Origin of the sequence: Streptomyces sp. RKAG337 (genome assembly GCF_023701715.1) — a bacterium.
GTDB lineage: Bacteria > Actinomycetota > Actinomycetes > Streptomycetales > Streptomycetaceae > Actinacidiphila.
This window is the reverse complement of sequence record NZ_JAJOZA010000001.1, coordinates 4,241,910-4,267,132: the sequence shown is the minus strand read 5'-3', so window position 1 is coordinate 4,267,132 and position 25,223 is coordinate 4,241,910. Positions and strand designations below refer to the sequence as shown.

At 71.6% G+C, this 25,223-nt stretch carries 26 protein-coding genes; 14 read left to right on the top strand and 12 right to left on the bottom strand.

The features are described 5' to 3' along the window. Nucleotides 1–48 precede the first annotated feature (48 nt). Both LNW73_RS19035 and LNW73_RS19030 read left to right on the top strand, forming a co-directional pair. Nucleotides 49–2,979 carry an AfsR/SARP family transcriptional regulator gene (locus tag LNW73_RS19035; RefSeq protein WP_250976338.1) on the top strand — a complete coding sequence of 977 codons (2,931 nt, stop codon included), beginning with the start codon at nucleotides 49–51 and terminating at the stop codon, nucleotides 2,977–2,979. A 152-nt stretch (nucleotides 2,980–3,131) separates the two neighbouring features. After that, nucleotides 3,132–3,296: a hypothetical protein gene (locus tag LNW73_RS19030; protein ID WP_250976339.1), complete on the top strand. Its 165-nt coding sequence runs from the start codon at nucleotides 3,132–3,134 to the stop codon at nucleotides 3,294–3,296. A gap of 390 nt (nucleotides 3,297–3,686) precedes the next feature. On the opposite strand, the gene LNW73_RS19025 is transcribed toward LNW73_RS19030, so the two are convergent. Beyond that, entirely contained in the window at nucleotides 3,687–3,947 is a 261-nt protein-coding gene (locus LNW73_RS19025) for a hypothetical protein (protein ID WP_250990727.1), read from the bottom strand. After that, nucleotides 3,944–4,291, bottom strand: a complete 348-nt coding sequence (locus LNW73_RS19020) for a DUF6247 family protein (RefSeq protein ID WP_250990726.1) — start codon at nucleotides 4,289–4,291, stop codon at nucleotides 3,944–3,946. The genes LNW73_RS19025 and LNW73_RS19020 overlap by 4 nt, the downstream gene beginning before the upstream one ends. A 141-nt stretch (nucleotides 4,292–4,432) precedes the next feature. Between LNW73_RS19020 and LNW73_RS19015 the strand changes: the two genes are divergently transcribed. Beyond that, nucleotides 4,433–5,050: a TIGR03086 family metal-binding protein gene (locus tag LNW73_RS19015; RefSeq protein WP_250990725.1), complete on the top strand. Its 618-nt coding sequence runs from the start codon at nucleotides 4,433–4,435 to the stop codon at nucleotides 5,048–5,050. 3 nt (nucleotides 5,051–5,053) lie between these two features. Here LNW73_RS19015 and LNW73_RS19010 read toward each other — a convergent pair whose 3' ends face one another. Further along, entirely contained in the window at nucleotides 5,054–5,407 is a 354-nt protein-coding gene (locus LNW73_RS19010; protein WP_250990724.1) for a VOC family protein, read from the bottom strand. A 51-nt stretch (nucleotides 5,408–5,458) separates the two neighbouring features. Then, the gene (locus tag LNW73_RS19005) at nucleotides 5,459–7,033 is read right to left on the bottom strand and encodes a FadD3 family acyl-CoA ligase (RefSeq protein WP_250990723.1); all 1,575 of its coding nucleotides are present in this window, start codon (nucleotides 7,031–7,033) and stop codon (nucleotides 5,459–5,461) included. Nucleotides 7,034–7,180: 147 nt separating this feature from the next. Between LNW73_RS19005 and LNW73_RS19000 the strand changes: the two genes are divergently transcribed. The 3 genes from LNW73_RS19000 to LNW73_RS18990 are packed head-to-tail and all read left to right on the top strand — an operon-like array spanning nucleotide 7,181 to nucleotide 9,601. After that, nucleotides 7,181–8,332: a lipid-transfer protein gene (locus LNW73_RS19000; protein ID WP_250990722.1), complete on the top strand. Its 1,152-nt coding sequence runs from the start codon at nucleotides 7,181–7,183 to the stop codon at nucleotides 8,330–8,332. A gap of 13 nt (nucleotides 8,333–8,345) precedes the next feature. Then, nucleotides 8,346–8,840, top strand: coding sequence for a Zn-ribbon domain-containing OB-fold protein (locus LNW73_RS18995; RefSeq protein WP_250990721.1), 495 nt, complete (start codon nucleotides 8,346–8,348; stop codon nucleotides 8,838–8,840). Continuing rightward, complete coding sequence (locus tag LNW73_RS18990; RefSeq protein WP_250976348.1) at nucleotides 8,837–9,601, top strand: enoyl-CoA hydratase/isomerase family protein; 765 nt, start codon at nucleotides 8,837–8,839, stop codon at nucleotides 9,599–9,601. The genes LNW73_RS18995 and LNW73_RS18990 overlap by 4 nt, the downstream gene beginning before the upstream one ends. 19 nt (nucleotides 9,602–9,620) lie before the next feature. Here the strand turns inward: LNW73_RS18990 and LNW73_RS18985 are convergent, their stop codons facing one another. Beyond that, nucleotides 9,621–9,881: a hypothetical protein gene (locus LNW73_RS18985; protein ID WP_250990720.1), complete on the bottom strand. Its 261-nt coding sequence runs from the start codon at nucleotides 9,879–9,881 to the stop codon at nucleotides 9,621–9,623. A gap of 91 nt (nucleotides 9,882–9,972) precedes the next feature. Here LNW73_RS18985 and LNW73_RS36025 point away from each other — a divergent pair, with 91 nt between their 5' ends. Continuing rightward, complete coding sequence (locus LNW73_RS36025) at nucleotides 9,973–10,095, top strand: hypothetical protein (RefSeq protein ID WP_285369611.1); 123 nt, start codon at nucleotides 9,973–9,975, stop codon at nucleotides 10,093–10,095. Nucleotides 10,096–10,264: 169 nt separating this feature from the next. Here the strand turns inward: LNW73_RS36025 and LNW73_RS18980 are convergent, their stop codons facing one another. Beyond that, a complete protein-coding gene (locus LNW73_RS18980; protein ID WP_250990719.1) occupies nucleotides 10,265–11,434 on the bottom strand; it encodes a DNA glycosylase AlkZ-like family protein in 1,170 nt (389 codons plus the stop codon). 85 nt (nucleotides 11,435–11,519) lie between these two features. Between LNW73_RS18980 and LNW73_RS18975 the strand changes: the two genes are divergently transcribed. Further along, nucleotides 11,520–12,164 (top strand): hypothetical protein, encoded by a 645-nt coding sequence (locus tag LNW73_RS18975; RefSeq protein ID WP_250980493.1) that lies wholly within the window; start codon nucleotides 11,520–11,522, stop codon nucleotides 12,162–12,164. 44 nt (nucleotides 12,165–12,208) lie between these two features. On the opposite strand, the gene LNW73_RS18970 is transcribed toward LNW73_RS18975, so the two are convergent. Beyond that, on the bottom strand, nucleotides 12,209–14,698 hold the full coding sequence (locus tag LNW73_RS18970; RefSeq protein WP_250990718.1) for a serine/threonine-protein kinase: 2,490 nt from the start codon (nucleotides 14,696–14,698) through the stop codon (nucleotides 12,209–12,211). 794 nt (nucleotides 14,699–15,492) lie between these two features. Here LNW73_RS18970 and LNW73_RS18965 point away from each other — a divergent pair. Then, the gene (locus tag LNW73_RS18965) at nucleotides 15,493–16,140 is read left to right on the top strand and encodes a TetR family transcriptional regulator (protein WP_138353567.1); all 648 of its coding nucleotides are present in this window, start codon (nucleotides 15,493–15,495) and stop codon (nucleotides 16,138–16,140) included. A 180-nt stretch (nucleotides 16,141–16,320) separates the two neighbouring features. Here LNW73_RS18965 and LNW73_RS18960 read toward each other — a convergent pair whose 3' ends face one another. Both LNW73_RS18960 and LNW73_RS18955 read right to left on the bottom strand, forming a co-directional pair. Next, the gene (locus LNW73_RS18960) at nucleotides 16,321–16,827 is read right to left on the bottom strand and encodes a nitroreductase family deazaflavin-dependent oxidoreductase (RefSeq protein ID WP_250990717.1); all 507 of its coding nucleotides are present in this window, start codon (nucleotides 16,825–16,827) and stop codon (nucleotides 16,321–16,323) included. After that, nucleotides 16,824–18,137, bottom strand: coding sequence for an acyl-CoA dehydrogenase family protein (locus LNW73_RS18955; protein WP_250990716.1), 1,314 nt, complete (start codon nucleotides 18,135–18,137; stop codon nucleotides 16,824–16,826). Before LNW73_RS18955 ends, LNW73_RS18960 begins: the two co-directional genes overlap by 4 nt. A 107-nt stretch (nucleotides 18,138–18,244) precedes the next feature. Here LNW73_RS18955 and LNW73_RS18950 point away from each other — a divergent pair, with 107 nt between their 5' ends. From LNW73_RS18950 to LNW73_RS18940, 3 genes are all read left to right on the top strand, one after another. Beyond that, nucleotides 18,245–18,535 (top strand): hypothetical protein, encoded by a 291-nt coding sequence (locus LNW73_RS18950; RefSeq protein WP_250990715.1) that lies wholly within the window; start codon nucleotides 18,245–18,247, stop codon nucleotides 18,533–18,535. Nucleotides 18,536–18,644: 109 nt separating this feature from the next. Then, the gene (locus LNW73_RS18945) at nucleotides 18,645–19,814 is read left to right on the top strand and encodes an acetyl-CoA acetyltransferase (protein WP_250990714.1); all 1,170 of its coding nucleotides are present in this window, start codon (nucleotides 18,645–18,647) and stop codon (nucleotides 19,812–19,814) included. A 159-nt stretch (nucleotides 19,815–19,973) separates the two neighbouring features. After that, nucleotides 19,974–20,879 carry a trypsin-like serine peptidase gene (locus LNW73_RS18940; protein WP_250976356.1) on the top strand — a complete coding sequence of 302 codons (906 nt, stop codon included), beginning with the start codon at nucleotides 19,974–19,976 and terminating at the stop codon, nucleotides 20,877–20,879. A 237-nt stretch (nucleotides 20,880–21,116) separates the two neighbouring features. On the opposite strand, the gene LNW73_RS18935 is transcribed toward LNW73_RS18940, so the two are convergent. Then, nucleotides 21,117–22,196, bottom strand: coding sequence for a pentapeptide repeat-containing protein (locus LNW73_RS18935; RefSeq protein WP_250990713.1), 1,080 nt, complete (start codon nucleotides 22,194–22,196; stop codon nucleotides 21,117–21,119). A gap of 78 nt (nucleotides 22,197–22,274) precedes the next feature. Here LNW73_RS18935 and LNW73_RS18930 point away from each other — a divergent pair, with 78 nt between their 5' ends. Then, nucleotides 22,275–22,712: a nucleotide triphosphate diphosphatase NUDT15 gene (locus tag LNW73_RS18930; protein WP_250990712.1), complete on the top strand. Its 438-nt coding sequence runs from the start codon at nucleotides 22,275–22,277 to the stop codon at nucleotides 22,710–22,712. Between the two features lie 83 nt (nucleotides 22,713–22,795). On the opposite strand, the gene LNW73_RS18925 is transcribed toward LNW73_RS18930, so the two are convergent. Together LNW73_RS18925 and LNW73_RS18920 are read right to left on the bottom strand one after the other, a co-directional pair. Continuing rightward, nucleotides 22,796–23,260: a Zn-ribbon domain-containing OB-fold protein gene (locus LNW73_RS18925; RefSeq protein ID WP_250990711.1), complete on the bottom strand. Its 465-nt coding sequence runs from the start codon at nucleotides 23,258–23,260 to the stop codon at nucleotides 22,796–22,798. Further along, the gene (locus LNW73_RS18920; RefSeq protein ID WP_250976358.1) at nucleotides 23,257–23,709 is read right to left on the bottom strand and encodes a DoxX family protein; all 453 of its coding nucleotides are present in this window, start codon (nucleotides 23,707–23,709) and stop codon (nucleotides 23,257–23,259) included. Before LNW73_RS18920 ends, LNW73_RS18925 begins: the two co-directional genes overlap by 4 nt. A 184-nt stretch (nucleotides 23,710–23,893) precedes the next feature. Here LNW73_RS18920 and LNW73_RS18915 point away from each other — a divergent pair, with 184 nt between their 5' ends. Beyond that, a complete protein-coding gene (locus tag LNW73_RS18915; RefSeq protein ID WP_250990710.1) occupies nucleotides 23,894–25,156 on the top strand; it encodes a flavin-containing monooxygenase in 1,263 nt (420 codons plus the stop codon). The last annotated feature ends 67 nt before the right edge of the window (nucleotides 25,157–25,223 follow it).

The window sequence follows — 25,223 nt, the reverse complement described above, 5'->3', positions numbered from 1 at the left end:
CGTCGTGCCGATTGACACCGCATCGGCCGGCACGCCTCAGGGGGCAGCATGGACAGCGCGACAGGGCCCGGCCGGGGACTGCGGTTCGCAGTTCTCGGTCCGGTACGGGCATGGCGCGACGACCAGCCGATCGTCACCGGTTCCCCGCAGCAGCGCGCGCTCCTGGCCGCGTTGCTGCTGCGCGGCGGCCGGACCGCGACCGCATCCGAACTCCTCGACGCCCTGTGGGGCGAGACCGCACCGACCACCGCGCTGGCCGCACTGCGCTCGTACGCGTTCCGGCTGCGCAAGGCGCTCGGCGCCGACGCGCTCGTCACCGAATCCGGTGGCTACGCCCTGCACGTGGCGCCCGACGGGCTGGACTTCGCCGCGGCGGAGCGGCTCGCCGCCGAGGCCGAGAAGGCCCGGGGCGCGGGCGACCCGGTGCGGGCCCGCGAGTTGCTCGCGACGGCGCTGGCCATGTGGAACGGCGAGCCGTTGGCCGGGCTGCCGGGCCCGTACGCGGAGGCCCAGCGCAACCGGCTGGAGGAGTGGCGGCTCACCGTCACCGAGACCCGCCTGGAACTGGACCTGGAGCTGGCCGCGCACGCCGAGGCCGTCTCCGAACTGACCGCGCTCTCCGCCGAGCAGCCGCTGCGCGAACGGCTGCGCTGCCTGCTGATGCTCGCGCTCTACCGCAGCGGGCGGCAGGCCGAGGCGCTCGGTGTGTACGCGGACACCCGCCGGCTGCTCGCCGACGAGCTGGGCGTCGACCCCTGCGCCGAGCTCAGCGAACTCCACCAGCGGATCCTGGAGGCCGATCCGGGCCTGGCCGCCCCCGCCGGGCCCGGCGCGCACACCGCCGAGGTGGTCCGGCCGGCCCAGCTCCCCGCGACCGTCTCCGACTTCACCGGCCGCGCCGCCTTCGTCCGGGAGCTCGGCGCCCAGCTCACCGAGGCCGACAAGGGCGTCATGGCCGTCTCCGCGCTGGCCGGCATCGGCGGCGTCGGCAAGACCACCCTCGCCGTCCATGTCGCCCACGCCGCCCGCGAGGCCTTCCCCGACGGGCAGCTCTACGTCGATCTGCAGGGCACCGACGCCAGGCCCGCGGAACCCGAAGCCGTCCTCGGCTCGTTCCTGCGGGCGCTGGGCCTGTCCGACAACGCGATCCCCGATTCGCTCGCGGACCGCGCCGCGCTCTACCGCTCCACCCTCGACGGCCGCCGGGTGCTGGCGCTGCTCGACAACGCGCACGACGCCGCCCAGGTCCGGCCGCTGCTGCCCGGTACGCCCGGCTGCGCCGCGCTGATCACCAGCCGGGTCCGGATGGTCGACCTCGCGGGCGCCCACCTCGTCGACCTGGACGTGATGAGCCCCGAGGAGGCGCTGCAGCTCTTCACCCGGATCGTCGGCGAGGAGCGTGTCACCAGCGAGCGCCAGTCCGCCCTCGACGTCGTCGCCGCCTGCGGTTTCCTGCCGCTCGCCATCCGCATCGCCGCCTCCCGGCTGGCCGCGCGCCGCACCTGGACCGTCGCCGTCCTGGCCCGCAAGCTCGCCGACCAGCGCCGCCGCCTCGACGAACTGCGCGCCGGCGACCTGGCCGTCAAGGCCACCTTCGAACTCGGCTACGGCCAGCTCGAGCCGCTCCAGGCCCGCGCGTTCCGCCTGCTGTCGCTGCCCGACGGCCCGGACATCTCGCTGGACGCGGCCGCCGCCGTCCTCGACATGGACCCGTACTCGACCGAGGAACTGCTCGAAGCCCTCGTCGACATCAGCCTCATCGAGTCCGCCGCCCCGGCCCGCTACCGCTTCCACGACCTGCTGCGGCTCTACGCCCGCGAGTGCGCCGACCGCGACGAGACCGACGAGGCCCGCTGCCGCGCGCTGTCCCGGCTGCTCGACTTCTACCTCTCCTCCGCCGCGTGCGCGTACGAGCTGGAGAACCCCGGCGACCGCGTCCTGGACCACCTCGCCCCCACCGAAAGGACCGGCCTGGCCTTCGGCACCCGCGAAGAGGCCCTGGAATGGCTCTTCTCCGAGGCCCAGGGCCTGCTCGCCGCCGTGCAGCAGACCGCGGGAGGCGGCTGCGAGGGCCCGATGCGGCGGGCGGTCGACCTGCTGTGGGCGGCCCAGGACCTGATGGAGTCGGGCGTGTACGCCCGGCAGTACGAGCAGGGTGTGCGGGCCCTCATCACCACGGCCGGCGACTGCGCGGAACCGCTCGTGGAAGGACGCGCTCGCGTGCTCCTCGGCCAACTCCACCGGCTCTTCGGGCAGTTCGCGGGGGCGGACAACGAGGCCCAGCGCTCCCTGATCCTGGGCCTCGCCTCCGAGGACCCGCTGACCTGCAGCTACGCGCCCAACCTGCGCGGCAGTGTCGCCCTGCAGGCGCTTCGGTTCGCCGAGTGCGCCGAGTACCACATGAACGCCCTGGAGGCGTTCCGCGAGGACGGCAACCGGCACGGAGAGGCCGCCGCGCTCAGCAACCTCTCCCGCGCCCAGCTGGAACTGGGCGAAACGGAGGCGGCCGTCTCCACCGCCGAGCAGGCCGTCTCGATCTACCGTCAACTGGGCGTCGGCTTCCGGCTCGGCAACGGCCTCTACGCCATGGCCATCGCCCTCACCGCGACCCGCCGCCTCAACGAGGCATCGGCCTGCCTGACCGAGGGCCTGGGCATCTTCCGCGAAGCACGGCAGCGGTTCTGGGAAGGCATGACGCTCTTCCGGCTCTCCAAGGTGCACCTGGCGGACGGCCAGTGGCGCCAGTCCGCGTCCCACGCCGAGCAGGCCCTCGTCATCCTCCGCGAGGTCGGCGGCGAATGGCGCACCGCGAACGCCCTGACCGTACTCGGCCGGGCCCTCGCCGGATTCGGGCAGACCGTACGCGCCCGCGCGTGCTGGCACGACGCCCTGAGCATCTTCACCGCGCTCGGTTCCCCGGAGGCGGACGAGGTGCGCCGGCTCATCGACGACCGATCGTCCCCCGCCGTCGCCATATAATCGCAGGTCACCCCGAGCAACGCGCTCGTTTATCTGTTGATTATCTCGGGATGCCAGGATTCCATTCATTGCACGAGCTACCCACCTGGTGGCGCACGGGGGTCGCCACCGGGTGGGTGCAACACAGGACCGACAAAACCTGGGGAGTCCATATGACCACCGAGACGCCAAAGCCAAAGAACGACGGCGGCACCGTCAAGCCGGACAACTGGCACAGCGACAGCACCACGGAGCCCATCCCCGACGTACTGCTCGCCGACGGCGGCACCGAGACCAAGCCCGACAACTGGCACAGCGACTCGGAGCCCCTCAAGTAGGAGGCCACCCAACAGGCCCCGCCCGCTCGGGGGAGCGCCAGGGGTGACCGGGGGGAAGCACGGGGGAAAGACGGGGGAACGCTCAGGAGCTCGGGGGAGCTCACGAGCGAACGGGCTCGGGGGAGCCCACGGTCCGGGGGGACCGCACGGGGGAAGCTCAGGGGTTCGGGGGAACCCAGGAGTGCACGGGGCTCGGGGGAGCCCACAGGTGAACGGGTCCGGGGGGACCCGGCACGAATCCAGAGTCCGGGGGGACTCAGCGGAACGCACGGGACCGCACAGGGGGAACGCGAGAGACCGACCATGGCGTGGAGGGGGCGCCGTGGCCGGTCTCTCTTCCTGCGCGGGGGCAGGGGCGCCCTGCCGTCGCATGAAGCGGCCGACGTCCGATCACTCGTACCAGGTGATCGAGCAGATGGAGATCGCCTCGTGGCGCGGGACAGCGAGGAAGGAGAAGAAGCCACGCCCGCTGAGGATGTCGAACTCCCGAAGCCCGCCTTCTCGGTCCTCCGGTCGCCCGACCTTGATGGCATCGTGCCCCAGGGCAGCGAGCTCAGCGGCCAACCGTTCGACCTCCGCGACCACGCCGGGCGGCAGTCCCTGAGCCACCTGCGCTTCGCTCGGGTTCCAGTCCCAGGTCCAGCCGTTCACAGGCCGGCTTCCGTCTCCGCCGTCTCACGGATGGCCCGGATCTCAGCAATCGCCTCGGTCGGATCCTGCTGGCCCTCATCCACGATCCGCTCCAGCTCCCGGAGACGAGCAGCGCGTTCCGGATGGCGTTCAATGGCGACGAACACGGCCCATGAATGGACGAAAGCCCGCAGCGGAGCGAGGCTGCTGGTGGCCTGCGCGTTGGTGGTGGCTTCGAAGAGATGCTGGATCAGGGCGGGGATCCTGCTGGGTGCGATCTTCGCAACCGCAGCCCGAAGGGCGTCGGGCGTCAACTCCGGCATCGCGATCAACGGCCCGTACGGGCCGACGGGCTGCTCGGTCATCGCATACCTCCGGTAGGAGCGGTCTCGACGATTTCACCGTACCGGTCTCGACGCAGGTGAAGAGCCCGCTGAGCTGAGCCCGCCTGCACGACGTCCGATGCCCGCCGGCCCCGGCCGCCGGCAGCGGGCAGGCTGAGGGGCATGGTCGATGCTTTCGAAGGACTCATGGAACGGTTCGTCCTGGCCGGGGCCGGGTTCGAACGGGTGCTGCGGGCGGTGCGGGCCGAGCAGTGGGCGTGGCCGACTCCCTGCACGGAGTGGGACGTACGCCTCCTGACCAACCACATGACGCGGGGCAACCTCAGCTACGTGGGCCTGCTGGACGGCGGCACCGGCGCGGACTTCCTCCACCTGCGGGGCGCCGACGCACTCGGCGCCGATCCGCTCGGGGCGTACACCCGGTCCGTCCAGCAGTGCGCCACCGCGTTCGCCCGGCCGGGCGCACTGCGCCAGGTTCTCGACTATCCGTTGGGCCGGGTGACCGGAGCCCAAGCCCTCGCCGTGCGGACCACGGACAGCGTCATCCACACCTGGGACCTCGCCCGAGCCACCGGCGCAGACGAGAAGCTGGACACCGGCCTGGTCGCCTGGATCGACGACCGCCTGGAAGAGGTCTACGCCGGCCTGGCCGAATCCCCCACCGCCCCCGACACGACCCACCGCTTCTTCGCCGCGCCCGGGGAGACCCTCCCGCAGGAAGCGTCGCGGCAGAACCGGCTCCTGAACCGAATGGGCCGGAATCCGGAACGCCGGGTCTGAGGCCTACTGACGCCGCTGGCCCAGGATGCAGAACTCGTTGCCCTCGGGGTCCGCCAGGACGACCCATGCCTGCTCGCCCTGGCCGATGTCGACGCGCCGGGCACCGTGCGCCTCCAGGCGGGCCACCTCGGCGGCCTGGTCGTCGGGGCGGAAGTCGAGGTGCAGTCGGCTCTTGGACTGCTTGAGCTCATCGATCCGGACGAAGTCCAGTCCGGGCAGGCGATCCGGTGCCGGGCGGATCTCGAACTCGTCGTCGGAGGAGTGGACGACAACCCAGCCGAGGGCGTCGGCCCACCACTGTCCCAGGGCCGCCGGGTCCAGCGAGTGAACGATTACCTGTTCCCATTCCAAGGCCATCCGCAGAGCTTAGACCTGCGAGGGCTTCGAGGAACAGGCACTTTTGCCCGGCTACGCGGGCGGCGTCCGCGCCGCCCCTCGCAGCTCCGCCTTCATCACCTTGCCGCTCGCGTTGCGCGGCAGTTCCGTCAGGAAGGTCACTTCCCTCGGGACCTTGTAGTTGGCCATTTCGCGGCGGGACCAGGCGATGAGGTCGTCGGCGGAGAGGGTGGAGCCGGGGCGGCGGACGACGTAGGCCTTGCCCACCTCGCCGAGGCGGGGGTCGGGGATGCCGATGACGGCGGCGTCCGTGACGTCGGGGTGGTGGCGCAGGGCCTGTTCTATCTCGGCGGGGTAGGCGTTGAAGCCGCCGACGATGAACATGTCCTTGATGCGGTCGGTGATGCGCAGGTTGCCGTCGGCGTCCATGACGCCGACGTCGCCGGTGTGCAGCCAGCCGTCGGCGTCGATCGCGCGGTCGGTCTCGTCGGGGTCCTCGAAATAGCCGCGCATGACGTGGTAGCCGCGGACCAGGACCTCGCCGGGTTCGCCGGGCCCCGCGGACAGGACGCGTACCTCGGTGTCGGGGATGGCACGGCCCGACGTGGAGGCGATGACTTCGGCGGGGTCGCCCTGGCGGCACATCGTGACCGTGCCGCTGGCCTCGGTGAGGCCGTACGCCGTCAGGACGGTGGCGATCTTCAGCTCGGAGCGCAGCCGTTCGACGAGTTCGAGCGGGACGACGGCGGCTCCGGTCACGACGAGGCGCAGCGCGCTCAGGTCGTGCTGGGCGCGGGCCGGGTGGTCGAGGATCGACTGGTGGAGGGTGGGCGGGCCGGGGAGGACGCTGATGCGTTCGGCGGCGATGTTGGCGAGCGCGGTGTCGACGTTGAAGACGGGCTGGGGCACCATCGTGGCGCCGCGCATGAGGCAGGCGATGATGCCCGCCTTGTAGCCGAAGGTGTGGAAGAACGGGTTGATGATCAGGTAGCGGTCGCCCTCGGTCAGGCCGGCCAGTTCGCTCCAGACGCTGTAGACGCGCAGCGTCTGGGCGTGGCTGATGACCGCGCCCTTGGGGTGGCCCGTGGTCCCGGAGGTGAACGTGATGTCCGAGGGGTCGTCGGGGCGCAGCGAGTCCGCCCGGCGGCGTACCGCCTCGCGGGAGACCGTCTCGCCGCCCGCCAGGAAGTCCCGCCAGGTGCGGTACCCCTCGGGAGCGGTGTCGGAGAGCACGACGACCTCGCGCAGGTGCGGCAGTTCGGCGTCGGCGCGGCGCAGCGAGGCCACGTAGGACGTGCCGAGGAAGGTGCCGGTGACGAAGAGCAGTTTGGCGCGGGTCCGTTCCAGGACATAGGCCGCCTCGGTGCCCTTGAAGCGGGTGTTGAGGGGGACGAGGACACCGCCCGCGGACACGGCGCCGAGCGCCGCGACGATCCAGTCGAGCGTGTTGGGCGCCCAGATGGCGACCCGGTCGCCGGCCTCGACGCCGGCCGCGATCGTTGCGGCGGCGGCCCGCTCGACGCGCTCGCCCAGCTCCGCGTAGCTGATGCGGGTCCGGCCGTCGACGACGGCCTCGTGGTCGCCGTACTGTCGTACCGCCGCTCGTACCAGCCCCGGGATGCTGCCCCAGTCCAGGTCACCGCGCATGATGCTCCCCTCAACGGGCTTGCCGACTGTCTGACCACCGCTACCGGAAATCCCGGGTCACCTCTGGCCCACCACTACCTGACTACCCGTCAGATTAGCGGTACCCTGACTTGCTGTCAGCAGTGATGACCATGCCGGGAGGTGTCCGTGAGCGGTGCCCTGAAGGACGCGACAGCGATCGTGGGAATAGGCCAGACCCCGTTCGCCAAGAACCTTGTGGAGTCCGAACGCACCCTGGCCTGCCGCGCGATCATCGCCGCACTCGACGACGCCGGGATAGCACCCGCCGAGGTCGACGGCTTCGCCTCCTACACGATGGAGGAGACCGACGAGGTCGAGGTGGCGAAGTCCATCGGCGCCGGGGACGTCACCTTCTTCTCCAAGGTCGGGTACGGCGGCGGCGGCTCCTGCGCTACCGTGGCGCACCTCGCGGCGGCCGTCGCCACCGGTCAGGCGACCGTCGGCGTGGCCTGGCGGTCCCGCAAACGCGGCAGCGGCAAGCGCCCCTGGACCAACACCGCGGTCCAGCTCCCCACCCCCGGCCAGTGGACCCGCCCCTTCGGGCTGCTGCGCCCCGCCGACGAGATCGGAATGCTCGCCCGCCGCTACATGCACGAGTTCGGCGCGACCCGCGACCATCTGTTCAACGTCGCCCTCGCCTGCCGCAACCGCGCCAACCAGAACCCCGCCGCGATGATGTACGAGCGCCCGCTGACCCGCGAGATGTACATGACGTCCCGCTGGATCAGTGAACCGCTCTGCCTCTTCGACAACTGCCTGGAGACCGACGGGGCGCTGGCCTGCGTCGTCGTCAGCGCCGAGCGCGCCCGCGACTGCCGCCGCAAGCCCGTCTATGTGCACTCCGCCGCCCAGGGCCTGCCCGCCCAGCACCACGGCATGGTCAACTACTGGAACGACGACCCGCTGACCGGTCCGTCCTGGGCCACCGCACGCCATCTGTGGAAGAACTCCGACCTCACCCCCGAGGACGTGGACGTCGCCCAGATCTACGACGCGTTCACCCCGCTCATCCCGCTCTCCCTGGAGGGCTACGGCTTCTGCGGACGCGGCGAGGGCGCCGCGTTCACCGAGGGCGGCGCCCTGGAGATCGGCGGCAGGCTCCCCATCAACACGGGCGGCGGCGGTCTCAGCGAGGCATACGTCCATGGCTTCAACCTCATCAACGAGGGCGTCAAGCAACTGCGCGGCGACTCCACCGCCCAGGTCCCCGACGCCGCGACCTGCCTGGTCACGGCGGGCGAGGGCGTACCGACATCCGCGCTGCTGCTGCGAAGCTGAGGAGCTGACCGCCATGACCGCCCTGCCCACCGAACCCGCCCGGTCCGCCGAGCCCGCCCACGCCACGACCGGCGACGGACTGCTGCTGCCCGTACCCGACGACGACGGCGCGCCCTTCTGGGAGTACGCGCGCCGCGGCGAGCTGCGCGTCCAGGCGTGCGCCGCCTGCGGCGTCCTGCGCTTCCCGCCGCGCCCCTGCTGCCCGCACTGCCAGTCCTTCGACAGCGAGTGGCGGCGGATGAGCGGCCGCGGCCGCATCTGGTCGTACGTCTTCCCGCATCCGCCGCTGCTGCCCGCCTACGCCGAACAGGCGCCGTACAACGCCATCGTCGTGGAGCTGCTGGACGCCCCGCGGATCCGCCTGGTCGGCAACCTCGTCACGTCGGCCGACGCCCCGCTCGGCTCCGTCGATCCGTCGAGACTCCGCATCGGCGCCGGGGTGAAGGTCGCCTTCCACGCGATGGCGGACGGCGTCACCGTGCCGCGCTGGCTGCTGGAGCGGCCATGAGCGTCACCTGTACGTCGAAGGACGGCGTCGCCGTCGTCACCCTGGACCGCCCGCGGCGCCACAACGCGATCGACCTCGACACCGTCACCGAACTCACCGCCCTGTGGCGGGAGTTCCGGATGACCGACGACGTCCGCGCCATCGTCCTCACCGGCGCCGGCGACAAGGCCTTCTGCACCGGGATCGACCGCTCCGTCGACGTCCCGCAGCCGCCGTCCCCGTACTCCATCGACGATCCGCTGCTGCGCCTCGGCCCCAAGTCCAACGACCTGTGGAAGCCGGTCGTCGCGGCCGTCAACGGCATGGCCTGCGGCGGCGCGTTCTACCTCCTCGGCGAGGCCGAGTTCGTCATCGCCGCCGAGCACGCCACCTTCTTCGACCCGCACACGACGTACGGCATGGTCAGCGCCTACGAGTCCGTCCTCATGGCGCAGCGCATGCCGTACGGCGAGGTGATGCGGATGTCGCTGATGGGCACCGCGGAGCGGATCGGCGCGCGACGGGCCTACGAGACCGGTCTCGTGTCGGAGGTCGTCCCGGCGGACGAGCTGCTCGACGCGGCCCTGCGCGCCGCCGCCGTCATCGCCTCCTACCCGACGGAGGCGGTCCAGGGCACGGTCCGCGCCGTCTGGTCCGCCCGCGAGGCGGCCCGCGCGCACGCGCTGGCGCAGGCCCCGCACCTCATCGCGCTCGGGAACCTGCCGCCGGAACGTCAGGCGGGGCTGTTCACGTCGCGCAGCGGGGAGTTCCGGGTGCGCTGACCGTCACGGACCCAGCAGCTCAGCTGCGGGTGGCGCTCGCGACGGCGCAGTCGGTCCATTCCCCGCTCGCGACGCCCGAGTCCAGCGTCCCGGTGACGTCGACCGTCTTCGCCGAGCGGGCCTTCACCAGGGTGCGGGCCAGGGTGGAGCTGCCGATCTGCACGCCCTGGGCGTTCTTCAGCCGCACCACGGCGGTGAAGTAGTACGACTTGGGGCCCCGGCCGTTGTCGATCCGCAGCTGGGACGTGGGCCGCGCGGCGCCGGAGCTGTGGCACTGCACGACGGACACCTGGTCGATCGCGGCCGGCAGCGCCGTCGGACCGGCCGAACCGGAGGACGTCGGTGAGCTGGTGCTCCGGTGGTAGGTGCTGGTGGACTGCGGTCGAGGGCTGTACGTCGAGGAATCGGAAGTGGAACCCGAACTGGAGCCGGAAGTGGAGCCCGCGCTGGAGCTGGAGCCGGAATTCGAGCTCGACGAACTGCTGCCGCTGTGACTGCTGCTGCAACCGCCCCCCTTGCTGTGACTCTTGCTTTTGCTCTTGCTCCCGCTGAAACCGGTGAGCGAAAGAACGACGACGGCGAGTACCGCGACAAGGCGCAGTTGGCGGAGCTGCAAGGCTGACCATCCCCAGTGGTTGGCAGGAGCGCGTCAGGCTAGCAGCCTCATCGCCCCGACCGGAGCGCCGCGATCCGCGGCGCCCGGCTCTTCGGCGAATCCAGACTGAAGCTGCGGGCGTCGCCCAACTGATCCCGGACGAAGGCCTCCGCCGACGCGACGGCCGCCCGCAGTTCCGCGTCCGGCGCCACCCACGTCTGCCGGACGATCTCCTGCGCCGCCGTGTCGAACTCCCACAGCCCGACCAGCCGCCCCCGGTCCACGATCATGTGCGCGGGCGAGTCCGACAGGGCGCCCAGCGCCTTCGGTCCGGTGAGCTCCGGGCGCTGCGCGTCCGCCGGATCGAGCAGCCGCCCGAAGTCGCGGTGCAGCAGATGGATCCCGTCGATGCCCGCGACCAGCGCGTACGAGGGCTCCTCCGGCGCGGTGAACCGCGCGTACTCCGCCGCCGTCGCCTCCGTCCACAGCAGATCCGTACCGTCGACGGGCCGCAGACCGAGCCCGGCCACCGCGGCCTTGGCGGCGGTGGCCGTGAAACCGGAGAACCACCGGAAGTGCACCATCGACGCCGGCCCGGCCCACCCGAAGTAACGCCGGGCCAGCTCGGCCCGCGCCGACTCCGCCGTCCACTCCCCCAGGTCCAGGCCCCACGCCACATACCCGTACCGCTGCTGGTCCAGCCGCCCGTTCACCGGCACCCGGCGGATCGCACCGCGGGCCTGCAGCAGCCCGAGCGCCAGCGGCAGCGTCGTCGCCGTCCCGCGCTTCTTCCCCGCCTCGCCCAGTCCGCGGACGGCGTCACCGGTCGCGGCCTTGATCGCGGCCGGATCGAGCGGCCGCTCCCCCAGCACGCCCGTGACCGCCTCGCACAGCCCCTCGATCTCCGCGCCGGTCACCCCCAGGTGCTTCACCGCCGCCGCCAGCTCACCCTCGGGCGCCCCCGCGCCCAGCCGCAGCCCCAGCGCGAAGTCGGCGGCCGGCAGCACATACGTACATCCCCGCACCGACGGCAGCTCATGGACCTCCAGCCGCGCCACCGCCGCGTCCACCGCCTCCCGCGACAGCCCGGCCCGCGCGTACAGCCCCAGATACGGCCCGGACCCACCCACGGACCGCGCCCACCCGGTACGCCCCAGCGTCCCGGCCGCCGAACCAGCCGCCACCCCGTCCAGCCCCTGACAGTGCGACCACCACGCGCGCAGCTTCCCGGTGTCCATGGGCCAGAGTCTGCCCCGCGTGGCGAGCTCACGCCGCCCGGCATAGCGTGGGGCATACGGGGGCGCCGAGATTGGACGACGCACGATGATCCGCAACGTCTTCGGGTCCCTCATCGCCCTCCTCGGAGCGGCGGCCGCCGTCTGGAGCCCCTTCCGTGCCTGGTACGACGGCCGTCACGGCTCCGAGATCCGCATCGAAGACCTCTTCAACGGGATCACCACGGACCGGGCCGCCGTCATGGGCTCCCTGTTCCTCCCCATGCTCTTCGCCACCCTGATCACCCTCCTGGGGATCCTGCTGCGCTCCCGGCTCCTCGTCGCCTTCTCCGGCGTCCTGGTCCTCGGCTTCACCATCCTGTGGATGGTCCGCCAGGGAATGGCCGCCGGCTCCCTCACCGCGGGCGGCGACGGCCTCGGCATCGGTGTCGCGAACGCCCTCGGCGGCGGAGCCCTGCTCCTGATCGGCGCCGCCACGATGTCCGGCCGCCGCCACCGCCACTACGGCAGCCCCTCGCCCCACCCCATCGACACCGTGACCGCTCCCCCCACCTGGCCCCCGCCCGAGACCACCCCCGAACCAGCCTGGACCGAGCCCGACGACACCCGGACAGCGACCTGGCCGGCCCCACCCGAGACCCCCCCGGAACCGTCGGGGACCGAGCCCGAGGACACCCGGACAGCGACGTGGATCCCGCCGGAGCACCGTCCGACACCGGAACGTCCGGACTAGCGGTCCGCCTCCTGCGGACTTTCCCCCACCGCAGACGACAGACCCTAAGGCCGCCGCGCCGCGGCCCCCGTCCCCTTCACCGCGTCCAGCGCATACACACACCGATCCTTGCTGCACGCGTACACGACCCCGTCCGCCGCCACCGGCGACCCCGTGATCTCGCCGCCCGTTTCGAGCTTCCAGCGCAGCTGGCCGCCCCCGGCGTCCACCGTGTACAGGCAGTGGTCCTTCGAGCCGAAGTGGACGCGTCCGTCCGCGACGACCGGTGATCCGACGATCTCGCCCTGGGCGGCGAAGCGCCACTTCGGATTGCCGGTGACGGCGTCGAGCGTGTAGAGCGCGCTGCCGGCGCCCAGCAGCACGTCGCCGCCGGCGACGAGCACCGGTTCGAGGGACTGCCGGGGCTCGGTGGCGACGCGCCAGCGGTCGCGGCCGCTGTGCGGGTCGAGGGCGTAGACGGTGCCGAGGTGGTCGGCGATGTAGATGCCACCGCCCGCCGCGCCGGCGCCCGGCACGTGGGCCGGCGGCCCGAACATGACGGCGGGGGCGTCGAAGCGCCAGCGCTCCGCCCCGGACCTGGCGTCGAGGGCGAGGACCCGGGTGCCCGCGGTGACGTAGACGATGCCGTCGGCCACGACCGGCCGCGTCGGGACGCTGCCGGTGGCGCCGGGGACGCCGGTCGCACCGACCGGGTAGGACCAGCGCTCGGCGCCGGACCCGGCGTCGATGGCGTAGAAGCGGCCGCCGCCCTGGAAGTAGACGGTGCCGGCGGCGATCGAGGGCCCCGACTCGGGGGACTCGAATTCGGTCTGCGCGCCGCCGCGCTCCCAGCGCAGCAGACCGCGGTCGGCGTCCCAGGCCTGGACGCCGCCGCCCCGCGTGCCAGTGACGACCGTGCCGCGTTCGGCGTGCAGCGAGTAGATCCAGCCCTCGACGCCGGTGCGCCAGAGGTCGCCGCCGTCGGCCGTGTCGAGGGCGTAGAGGCTCGGTCCGTCGGAGGCGTGGATGCGGCCGTCGGCGACGGCCATCGTCCAGGCGACGTCACGGGTCTTGAACTGCCGCCGCCCGCTGGCGATGTCGAGCGCGTGCACCTCGAAGGAGGTGACGTACAGGCGGCCGTCGGAGACGACGGGCGTGCCCCACACGTCGTTGGACATGCGGAAGCGCCAGGGCCGCCACTCCCCCGGCGGGGCCGGCGGCTGGGGCTGCTGCACGGGGAGCGCGCCGGGCCCGTTGGCCCGGTGGGAGCCACCGCGGCGCACCCAGTCCGTACCGGGGGCGCCGTCCGGCGGCCGCACCTTGTGGTCGGCGTCCGCGACGCGCAGGCCAGGCCCTATCGGGGCCGAACCGGCCAGCCGGACGGGCCCGTGGGTGTGCGGCTCGGCCACGGCACCACCACGCCCGCCGACCGGCGCGTTCAGACCGCCCTGATGCGGACCGCCGGGGCCGTTGTTCAGCGCGCCGGGACCGTTGAAACCACCAGGACCGTTCAGCCCACCGGGGCCGCCGGGGCCCTGTCGGCCGCCCACGCCGTGCCGGCCGTGCCCGACCGGTTCCGGGTCGGGGGTGCGCGGCGGCTCGGACGGCGGCGGGGGAGGCAGCCGCGGCGGTGCGGTGCTGGCGTTGACGGCGACGGCCGGCCGGCCGCTGCGGCGCTGCTCTATCAGCGCGACCGCCCCGGGCGGCAGCCACGCGGACGCCGTACCGGTGTCGTCACTGCCGGTGGAGAACAGATGCGGGGCGAGCTGGGCCTGGAGCTCCGCGGGCGTGGGCCGCTGGTCGGCTTCCATCCGCATGCAGGACTCGATGAGGGGCCGCAGCTCGCTGGGCAGACCCGCCAGGTCGGGGCCTTCGCGGAGCAGCATGAAGACCGTCTCGACGGGGTTCGCGCCATGGAAGGGGGCGTGCCCCGTCGCGGCGAACACCAGCGTCGAGCCGAGCGAGAACACGTCGCTGGCGCCGCGCACGCTGCGCGAGTCGCGAGCCTGCTCGGGCGACATGTAGGCGGGGGTGCCGACGGCGACGTTCGTCATGGTCAGCCGGGTGTTGGACACCCCGCTGGCGATACCGAAGTCGATCACCCGGGGCCCGTCCTCGACGACCAGGACGTTGGACGGCTTCATGTCACGGTGCACGAGCCCCGCGCCGTGGATGGACTGGAGCGCCTCGGCGACGCCGGCGGCGAGCCAGCGGACGGCCTGGGCGGGCATCGGCCCGGCCTCGTTGATGATCTCTTCGAGGGAGGGGGCGGGGACGTACGCGGTGGCCAGCCAGGGCACGGCCGCGCGCGCGTCCGCGTCCACGACGGCGGCCGTGTAGAAGCCGCTGACCGCGCGTGCCGCCTCGACCTCACGGCTGAACCGGACCCGGAACAGTTGGTCCTCGGCGAGCTCGGCGCGCACCGTCTTGATCGCGACCCGGCGGCCCGAGGCCGACCTGGCGAGATAGACCAGCCCCATGCCGCCGGCACCGAGCCGGGCCAGCACCTCGAAAGGGCCGATCCGTCGCGGGTCGTGCTGCGTCAGCTGCTCCACCGGTGCCCGTCCCTCCCCGTGGGGTGTTCCCCATATGGAAGCTGATTCTTCCTGGCGAAGGGTCCAGTTGCGAACCCGGGGGCGTAACGACACGACATCTGTCGATTCTGTCGGTACGGACCCCGGGTGCTGACCGGTGTGAACCGACGGCTGACCGGAGCCGGAAGGGACGCGGGACCGGGCCCGAACCGGGCCGGAACCAGGCAAAACCCGGGCCCGGACGCCGCGGGGCGGGCCGTCGACCGATCCACGGGGGGACCTGAGCCCGGCCGGCTTCGACCCGACTCATCCCGACCGATGAAGAAGTCGGGACGGCGTGTCGCGGGCCGTCCGCGTCGCGCCGAGGCCGGCGAATACGGCCCTTCCGACACTATTCGAACATATGCTCCCTTCTTGAGCTCCGAAGGGCTCTGCCCACAGAAGTTATCCACAGGCTGTTGATAAGATGATTCGCTCGAATGGCGGACCGGAGGCGTCCCGAAGCGGCGGGGCCGGCGCCGGCGACTGAGCCGGCGACCGAGCCGCCGACAGGTCTGACGGCCAGTTGTCCGGCGTGGGCCCCGGAATGTCCGGTGCAGACCCGGGAAGGTCCGGCGCAGGCCCGGGAGCGTCCGGCCGGAGCCCGGGCAAAGCCTGACGGGCAAACACCCCCGCACCGCACCCGACGCGGTCGGCACCGCACCCGACGCAGTCCGGACCGCACCCGACGCAGTCGGGACCGCACCCGGAAACCGGTCGAACCCATTTGCACGAGGCCGAATCGCGCGCTGATCACCCGCCGGTAAACTGACGGCATGACAGGACAAGTTCGCACCGTCGACGGCCGTGTTGCCGGTCGTCGAGGTCAGGCGACGCGGCAGAAGCTGCTCGACTGCCTCGGCGAGATGCTCAGCACCTCGCCGTACCGGGACGTCAAGGTCATTGACGTGGCCCGGATGGCGGGCACCTCCCCCGCAACGTTCTACCAGTACTTCCCCGACGTCGAGGGCGCGGTCCTCGAACTCGCCGAGGAAATGGCCAAGGAAGGAGCGAGCCTCACCGACCTGGTCGCCGGACGCTCCTGGATCGGCAAGTCCGGCGCCCTGGCGGCGGAGGAACTGGTCGACGGCTTCCTCTCCTTCTGGCGGAAGAACGACGCGATTCTGCGCGTCGTCGACCTCGGAGCGGCGGAAGGGGACAAGCGGTTCTACAAGATCCGCATGAAGATCCTCAACGCCGTCACCAACTCGCTCACGGATTCCATCAAGGATCTGCAGAGCAAGGGCAAGGTCGACAAGGAGGTCAGCCCGGCCGCCATGGCCGGCTCGCTGGTCGCCATGCTGGCCGCCGTCGCCTCGCACCAGAAGGGGTTCACCAGCTGGGGCGTCAAACAGGCCGAGTTGAAGCCGAACCTCGCACTGCTGGTGCATCTCGGCGTCACCGGAAAGAAGCCCGTCAAGTAACTCATCAGGCCCCAAGCGGCCCTTGGCGCGCTCCTGTTCACGTGTCCATCCGTCCTGCCACGTCACGCCCAACGCGGGCGCCGTCCGGTCCTCGGGGGAGGTAGCCGGTACGGCGCCCGCGTTCTCGTGCGTGCGGATGCCCGGATGCCCGGATGCCATCGCTCGATACGTCGTCGGTGGTCAGTCCGCGACCGGTTCCGCGCCGCGCGGCACGAGACGGAAGAGCCGTATCTGCCGGTCCACCCGCGCCGCGTAGGACGCGTAGGGCGGCCAGAACTTCAGGACCGCCGCCCAGGCCGCCTCGCGTTCGGGGCCTTCGAGGAGCCGGGCGACGACGAGCAGGTCCTTCCCCTTCCAGCTGATCTCCGCGTCCGGATGCCTGATCAGATTGCCGGTCCACGCCGGGTGATCGGTCCGCCCGAAGTTGCTGCCGATGAGGACGAACGTGCCGCCGTCCTCGGGCATGCACGCCAGCGGCGTACGGCGCGGCTGCCCGCTCTTCGCGCCGGTAGCCGTCAGGACGATGCCCGGCAGCATCTGGGCGCTGAGCAGCACCTTTCCCTTGGTCAGCCGGTGCACGACCTTGTCCATGGCCGGGACGACGTACGGCGCGACCTTCGCGAAGCCGCGGGTGGACGACACCTTCTGGACGAGTGGCTTCGAACGTTCCATCAGCGTCTTCTTCATGCCGCGCTCCCGGCGGCCGTCGACTCGGTCGAAGCCGTCGGAGTCGTCGCGGCCGCCTCAGCCGCGGGAATCCCCGGAGGAGCCGTCGAAACCACGGGAGCCGCCGGAGGAGCCGTCGCGACCGCCGGGCCGAAGAGCCCCGCCCGGTCGGCGGCGCGGGCGCGCAGCAGGTGCACGGGGCCGAAGAGCAGCTCGTCGGACGCGGCGCGCTTGAAGTACAGGTGCGCGTGGTGCTCCCAGGTGAAGCCGACGCCGCCGTGCAGCTGGATCGCCTCACCCGCGACGGACCGCAGCGCCTCCAGCGCCTGTGCGAGCGCGAGCGGCCCGGCGACCGGCAGGTCGCCCTCGGAGGCGGCGGCCGCCCAGGCGGCGTAGTAGGCGGCGGAGCGCGCCGCCTGGACCTGGACGTAGAGGTCGGCGAGCCGGTGCTTGACGGCCTGGAAGGAGCCGACGGGACGTCCGAACTGCTCCCTGACCTGCACGTACTCCACGGTTGAGGCGAGCGCCTGGTCCGCGGCGCCGACCGCCTCCGCGGCGAGCGCGGCGGCGGCGAGTTCACCTGCCCGGGCGAGCGCGGGCCCCGGGTCGGCCGCCTCGTCGCCGCCGAGCGGCACGGCGGCGACGTCGCGCAGCTCGATGCGGGCCTCGGGGCGGGTCTCGTCGAGCGCGGTGAGGCGGGTGCGTACGACGCCGGCCGCGTCGCCGTCGACGAGGAAGAGCCGGGTGCGGGCGGCCGCGTAGCCGCCCGCGTGGGCGGCGACGAGCAGCAGGCCGGCGCTGTGCCCGCCGAGCACCTGGTCGGCCTGCCCGTAGAGCCGCCAGCCGGCCCCGTCCGGCTCCTGACGGGCCTGGATGCCGCCGGCGCGGCCGCCGCCCGCCCAGCTGCCGTCGTTCGGGCCGGTCAGGCCCAGGGCCGTACCGAGTCCGCCCGGCAGCGCGAGCGCCACCGTCACGGCGCCGGCGGCGATCCTGGGCAGCAGGTCGGCGCGCTGCTGCTCGGTGCCGAGGTCGGCGATGAGCGGGGCGGCCAGCACCGCGGTGCTGAACAGGGGCGACGGCAACAGCGTGCGGCCCGCCTCCTCGCAGGCCAGCACGAGTTCGGTCGGCCCGCAGCCGGCGCCGCCGTACTCCGTCGGCAGCCCGAGCCCCGGCAGGCCGAGCTGTTCGGCGAGCTGGCGCCACAGGGGTTCGTCGTATCCCGCGGCGGTGCCGACCGCGGCCTTGACCTCGTCCGGCCCGCAGCGTTTCTGCAGCACCTCTCGCAGGGTGCGCCGGATCTCGTCCTGCTCCTCGGTGAACGCGGCATCCATCGGCGGGCTCCTCACAGGCTCATCTGACGGTCCGTCATCTTAGGGAGCGGCAGTCCAGATGCACAGAGCCGGGGAGCACCCATTCCCGACCGGGCATGATGTCCGGCATGAGCCAGAACCCCAGCCAGGACCCCAGCCAGGACGGCAAGACCCCGCGCCCGAAGCCGCATCGCCCGCGCAGCACCACGCTGCGCTTCCTCTCCCCCGGACCGGACACGTCGACGACACAGCTCAAGGTCTACATCGCGATCTGGGCCGCCCTGCTGGTCCTGTGGATCAGCGCACAGTTCTGGATGAGCGACATCTCGGGCTTCCAGCGGGTGCTGTACATCCTGCTCGCGCTCGTCGCCCTGACGCAGATGTCCTCGGCGGCCGCCCAGCTGCGCAAGAGGCGCTGAGCCCGGACCCGTCCCACCCCCTCGCCGCATCCCCGTTCCGGCCCCCTGTTCCGGCCCCTGTTCCGCTCCCCCTGTTCCGGGCTTTCACATCTGATGTACCGTCAGATTCATGGCTGCTGCTGCTCGCAAGGTCGCCGTCGTCGGCGTGGCGCTGTCCGACTGCGGACGGGTCGACGAGGCCACCCCGTACGCCCTCCACGCCCAGGCCGCCCGCCGGGCGCTGGCCGACTCCGGGCTCGACCGGTCGGTCGTCGACGGCCTGGCCTCGGCCGGCCTCGGGATCCTCGCGCCGGTCGAGGTCGCCGAGTACCTCGGCCTGCGCCCCACCTGGGTGGATTCCACCGCCGTGGGCGGCTCCACCTGGGAGGTCATGGCCGCGCACGCCGCCGAGGCGATAGCCGCCGGCCACGCCAACGCCGTCCTGCTCGTCTACGGCTCCACCGCGCGCGCCGACATCAAGGCGAAACGGCGCACCGCGAACCTCTCCTTCGGGGCCCGCGGACCGCTGCAGTTCGAGGTCCCGTACGGCCACACCCTCATCTCCAAGTACGCGATGGCCGCGCGCCGCCACATGCACCAGTACGGCACGACGCTGGAACAGCTCGCCGAGGTCGCCGTACAGGCCCGCGCCAACGCCGCCCGCAACCCCGACGCGATGTACCGCACCCCGATCACCGTCGACGAGGTGCTGTCCGGGCCGATGATCGCCGACCCGTTCACCAAGCTGCACTGCTGCATCCGCTCCGACGGCGGCGGCGCGGTGCTGCTGGCCGCCGAGGAGTACGTACCGGACACGGCGAAGACCCCCGTCTGGATCCTCGGCTCGGGCACCTCGGTCTCGCACACCACGATGTCCGAGTGGGAGGACTTCACGGTCTCCCCGGCGGCGGTCTCGGGCCGGATCGCCTTCGAACGGGCCGGGGTGACCCCCGCCGACATCGACCTCGCCGAGATCTACGACGCCTTCACGTACATGACGCTGGTGACGCTGGAGGACCTCGGCTTCTGCGCCAAGGGCGAGGGCGGCGCCTTCGTCGAGAAGGGCCGGCTCACGATCGACGGCGATCTGCCCGTCAACACCGACGGCGGCGGCCTGTCCGCCTGCCACCCCGGGATGCGCGGTCTGTTCCTGCTCATCGAGGCCGTCCGGCAGCTGCGCGGCGAGGCGGGCGACCGGCAGGTGCGCAAGTCCGGCGGGCGGCTGCCGCGGCTGGCCGTCGCCTCCGGCACCGGCGGCTGGTTCTGCTCCTCGGGAACGGTGATCCTGGAACGCGGCTAGGGCCCGTCCGGCCCGGGGTGCGGTGGCCCGACCGGGACCATGTGTCTCATCGGTCGGAAGAATCACGAAGATCGAAGATCACGAAAGGCCTCTTCGCGGCGTGCGTGAGTACGCTGGCCCGGTCAGTCGATCTACGGGCGGCCCGGAGAGGGGTATCGCGTGGTCAAGCGGTTCGCCCTGCCCCTGGCCTGCACTCTCGTGCTGACCGCCGCCGCGCTGTGGACGCCGTGGGCCAGCCCGCAGCCGAACGCCCGGGAGGGCTGGACGAACCAGGCCGCGGCCCAGTTCTGGACCCCGGAGCGGATGGCGAACGCCATGCCGCAGACCGCTCCGTTCGGGCCGGAGGAGCTGCCGCTCCCCAACGCGAACGTCAGCACCACCATCGCCCCGGCCGGCGCCGCCCGGCACATCAACGGCATCCCGACCGTCGGCGTGCTCTTCTCCGTCGACGATTCGGCCGAGGCCCACTTCTGCTCGGCGAGCGTCGTCCACAGCCCGTCCCGCAGCCTCCTGCTGACCGCCGCGCACTGCGAGGCGGGCACGGACGTCGTCTTCGTCCCCGACTACGTCAAGGGCGCGAAGACCCAGCCGTACGGGACCTGGGCCGTCGACCAGGTCTTCACCGACCCCCGGTGGGACGACTACGACACCGGCTCGGGCTCGGACTACGACTTCGCCTTCGCACGGGTGAAGAAGAACGACGAGGGCCGGAGCATCGAGGACATCACCGGCGCCAACGTCCTCACCCGGACACCCGGCTGGACCAACAAGGTCACCGTGATCGGCTACCCCGGCGAGGCCTTCGACCCGACGGGCCGGGCGATCAGCTGCACGACGGCCACCTCCCGCCTCTCCGGCCTGCGCCAGCTCCAGATGGACTGCGGCGGCTACTACGACGGCACGTCCGGCAGCCCCTGGCTGCTCGACTTCGACCCGAAGACCAAGACCGGCAAGGTCATCGGCCTGGTGGGCGGCCTGGACGGCGGCGGCCCGGACGACAGCGTCTCCTACAGCCCCCTCTTCGAGGACGCCCTCTTCACCCTCTACCGAACGGCGGGCGGCTGAGAGGCCTGCCAGGCGCACACGTGGTCAGGGCGTTCAACCTGAGTGCGGCAGGAGTGTGGGTCGCGCGCACGGAGGGCCTGGCCGTCCCCCTCCGTGGGGATGACGCGGCCGCCCTCACCCTGGTGCGCACCCTGGTGACAGACCTGCGCGCCGTCCCCCTGGACACGGGCGGCCGAACCAGGCGGCTTCTGTTGGATCAACGCCAGACACTTCCGGTGAGATCTGCACCGGATCGCCCTATTCACTGAGCAGCCTCACGAAGACGGATGAGAAGAGAAGGGCGAGCAGGCATGCCGACAACGCGAAGTACACCAAGGTGATGGGGATCATCACCCCGTAGGGCGTGAACTGGTTCAGTTCAGGATTGACGAGCGACAGCGCAGAGAACTGGACCAGTCGACCGATGTCCGCTCCATGCCGTCCGAGGTCCTCAGTGACCTGCACGACTTCGGGACGGCCGGCGGCCTGAGATGTCGGGCCCGCGGTAACGCCCACGCCTTGGCGGATCACTCCGCTCCCGTCGGACAGGCTGGTCACCAGACATGCGGTAACGAGAAAAACGGCGAAGAGGGCGGCGAGGACCCTCAGGATGCGCAACGGACGGACCCCGTAGCCGCTGATGACCTCCGCCGCGTAGGAAAAGCCGGTATGAGTGAAGGTGCGGGCGACACCGTCCCGATGGCGTCCCTCGGTCAGTGCACTGTGCTTGAAACGGGAACGCGTGAGGAAGTAGCGCTCGTGGAAGTGGCAGTGCAGCGCCGTCCTACCGTCGTGATTCTCTCGGTAGAGCTGTTTCAGCCGGTTGAATATCTGGGCCCGCTGAAGGGCTGCCTCCTGGAGGTCGAGGTCGGCAAACGTGAATCTGACCCGCCCGACCTGGTAGTCGTCATGACACAGTTGAGTGGTGTCCGGGATGATCTGCCCGAAGCGCATGGTTTGTTCGCTGGGCAAGCCCGAGAACGCAACGGAGCGTCGGCGCGACTCAAGTTCGAAGGACAGGAGGTTGGCATAGGTGACGTTGGCCGAATCGTGGAGCAGCCAACCGTAGATGAACGCCCCTTCGAAATCGGTACGGGTGAGGTTGGCGTCGCCTAACTTCGCTCCGTACAGAACCGTTCGAGCAAATGTGCAGCGGTACAGATCCGCGCCGGTGAAGTCGGCCATGCTGAGGTCGCTGCCCGAGAAGTCGCAGTCCTTGCACACAGCGCCGGAGAAATCAGCTCCGACGAGACACAGGTTGGAGAAGTCGACTCCGACGAGTGTCACTCCCGCGAATGCGCCAGGTTCCAAAATGCCGTCATAGGCAACTGTGTTCACACTTCTCCGTCCGTCGAGCGGCGCACTTCCGACCAAGCTCGAAGCGTAGGGTGAAAACGGATCTGTGAGGAGACTGCGATGACGGCGCACGTACGCGTGGGGGTTCAAGCTGTCGTCCGCCGGGACGATCACCTCCTACTGGGCCTGCGGGTCAACACTTTCGGCGCGGGTACCTGGGGACTGCCCGGTGGTCACCTCGAGCTGGGTGAGACACTGATCAACAGCGCACGCAGGGAGCTGCTCGAGGAGACCGGAATCCATGCCCTCGCGGCACGTGTGATGTGTGTGACCGATCCCGACCCCGCAGCCGGCCACCATATGCAGGTCGGCGTGGAGGTTCTCCAGTACACGGGAGACCCGTGGGTGCGGGAGCCGGAGCGATGCACTTCCTGGAAGTTCTGGCCCCTGGATGCCCTGCCGGATCCGATCTTCGTTGCCTCCGCCGCGGTCATACGTCACATCCAAGACGGTGCGCACACCATCCTGCACTCCGCCGACCACGATCCTCCTCCGTAGGTCGCTTCACTCGGATCACCCCGTCCGGCATGGGCAGCCCCGCGTGGCACCTCCAGCCGATCGCGGCGATCAGCTGCCTGTGATCACGTGGCGGGTGCGATGGGCGAAGCCGGAGCGAAGACGGCGACGGCCGGAGCCTGGGAACCGGCCGGAGCGTCCGGCCCGTCGGGAGTGGCTTCTTCGGTGCGGAAGCGTACGTGCAGGTCCATGCCGATCCGCAGGGCGGACGCTTCGCAGTCGATGACCTCCGTCATCATCCGCGGGCCTTCGGCGAGATCGACGACGGCGGCGACGTACGGCACCCGGGTGCCGAAGGGCGGCAGGTCGTTGAGGTGGACGACCGACCAGGTGTAGAGGGTGGCGCGGCCGCTCGCCTGCTCCCACGCGACGTCCTCGCTCCAGCAGGACGGGCAGAACTCGCGTGGATAGTGGTGCGCGGCCCCGCAGGCGGCGCAGCGCCGGATCAGCAGCCGGCCGTCGGCGGCGGCCGCCCAGTACGGGCGGGTGAAGGCGTCGATGTCGGGAAGGTCGAAGCGCTGCGCCGTCACAGGAACAGCCCCCACAGGTTGTCGAGGGACCAGGCCTGCCAGCTCATCGCGAAGAGTGCGACGAGCGATATGAGCGCCATCATGGCGTTCTGGCCCTGCTCGGCCCAGTCGTGGATCATCAGGACGAGATAGAGCAGGTTGAGGAGCAGCCCGCCGACGAGCGCCACGGGTGTCAGCAGGCCGACCGTCAGGCCCAGCCCGAGCGCCAGCTCGGCGTACACGACGATGTACGCCATCAGCTTGGGCCGTGGCGCGACGACGGTGGTGAAGCCGCCCCGCACAAAGCTCCAGCGGTGTTTGTCCGCGACGCTCTTGGCCCAGGCGATGCCGGTGCCGCGCTCGAACCAGCCCTTCTTGTCCTTGTGCCGCCAGCTCTCCAGCCACCACAGACCGAGGCCTATGCGCAGCACGGCGAGCCATTCGGCTCCGGTGAGCCAGATCGTCTGCATCGCGGGCCTCCCACTCGAAATCTGACGATACGTCAGTTCATCGGATGGAGACCGATCCGCGCAAGAGTCCGGCGCCAAACGCTCTCGGATTGATCGCTTCCGGGACTACTCTCACTCCCGCGCCACCTGCCACCTTCCGGTTCGTCCCTCCGACCGCCCCTCCGACAGGCCCCGGGAGCACCACATGGTCGACCAGCCCACCTCCTCCGTCCCGCCGGCCCCCTCCGCACCCACCGCCTCCCCCGACGCGATCGTCATCGGCGCGGGACCCGGCGGCCTCGCCGCGGCGGCGGCGCTGAGCCGGCGTGGCGTCCGCACGCTCGTGCTGGAGCGGTCGGACGCGGTCGCCGCTTCCTGGCGCGGCCACTACGACCGGCTCCACCTGCACACCCCGCGACGGCTGTCCGGCCTGCCCGGCTTTGCCATCCCGCGCGCGTACGGACGGTGGGTCGGCCGCGACGACGTCATCCGCTATCTGGAGCGCTACACCGCGCACCACCGGATCGACGTCGCCACCGGAATCGAGGTGTCCCGGATCGACCGCGTCGACGGCGCCGACAGCGCCGGAGGCAGCCCTGGAGGAGCCGGCGGGCGCGGCGGCAAGGGCGGCAGCGCGGGCGGCGGCGGTACGTGGCAGCTGCCCGCCACCGGCGGACGGCTGCTCACCGCCTCCGTCGTCGTGGTCGCCACCGGCACCAACCACGTACCCCACCTGCCGGACTGGCCAGGCCGCGACGGATTCTCCGGCGAGCTGCTGCACGCCGCCCACTACCGCAACGCCCAGCCCTACGCGGGCCGCGACGTGCTCGTCGTCGGTGTCGGCAACACCGGCGCCGAGATCGCCGTCGACCTCATCGAGGGGGGCGCCGCCCGCGTGCGGATCGCCGTCCGGACGCCGCCGCACATCCTGCGCCGCACCACGGCGGGCTGGCCCGCCCAGGCCACCGGGATCCTCTGCCGCCGGCTGCCGACCGCGGTCGTCGACCGGGTCGCCCCGTACGTGGAGCGGCTCAGCATCCCCGACCTGTCCGCCTACGGACTCGCCCGCCCCACCACGGGCCTCTACTCCCGAGTCCGCGACGACGGAGCCATCCCGGTGCAGGACGTCGGCCTCATCGACGCGATCCAGGCACGGCGGGTGGAACCCGTCGCCGCCGTGGAGAGCTTCGACGGTGACAAGGTCGTGCTGGCCGACGGTTCGGGCATCAGCCCGGAAGTCGTCATCGCCGCCACCGGATACCGGCGCGGCCTGGAGCCCCTCGTGGGCCATCTGGGCGTCCTCGACGGCAACGGCCGCCCCGTCGTGCACGGCCCGCACACCCCGCCCGGCGCTCCCGGTCTCTACTTCACCGGCTTCACCAATCCCATCAGCGGCATGTTCCGCGAACTCGCCATCGACGCCCGGCGTATCGCCCGCGCGGCCGCCCGCACCTCCCGGCGGCCGTGACCGGCCGCTGTCCGCTCCGTTCGCATATTCACCCTTTCCTCCCCTGCCCGCCCCGGACCCCGCCCTG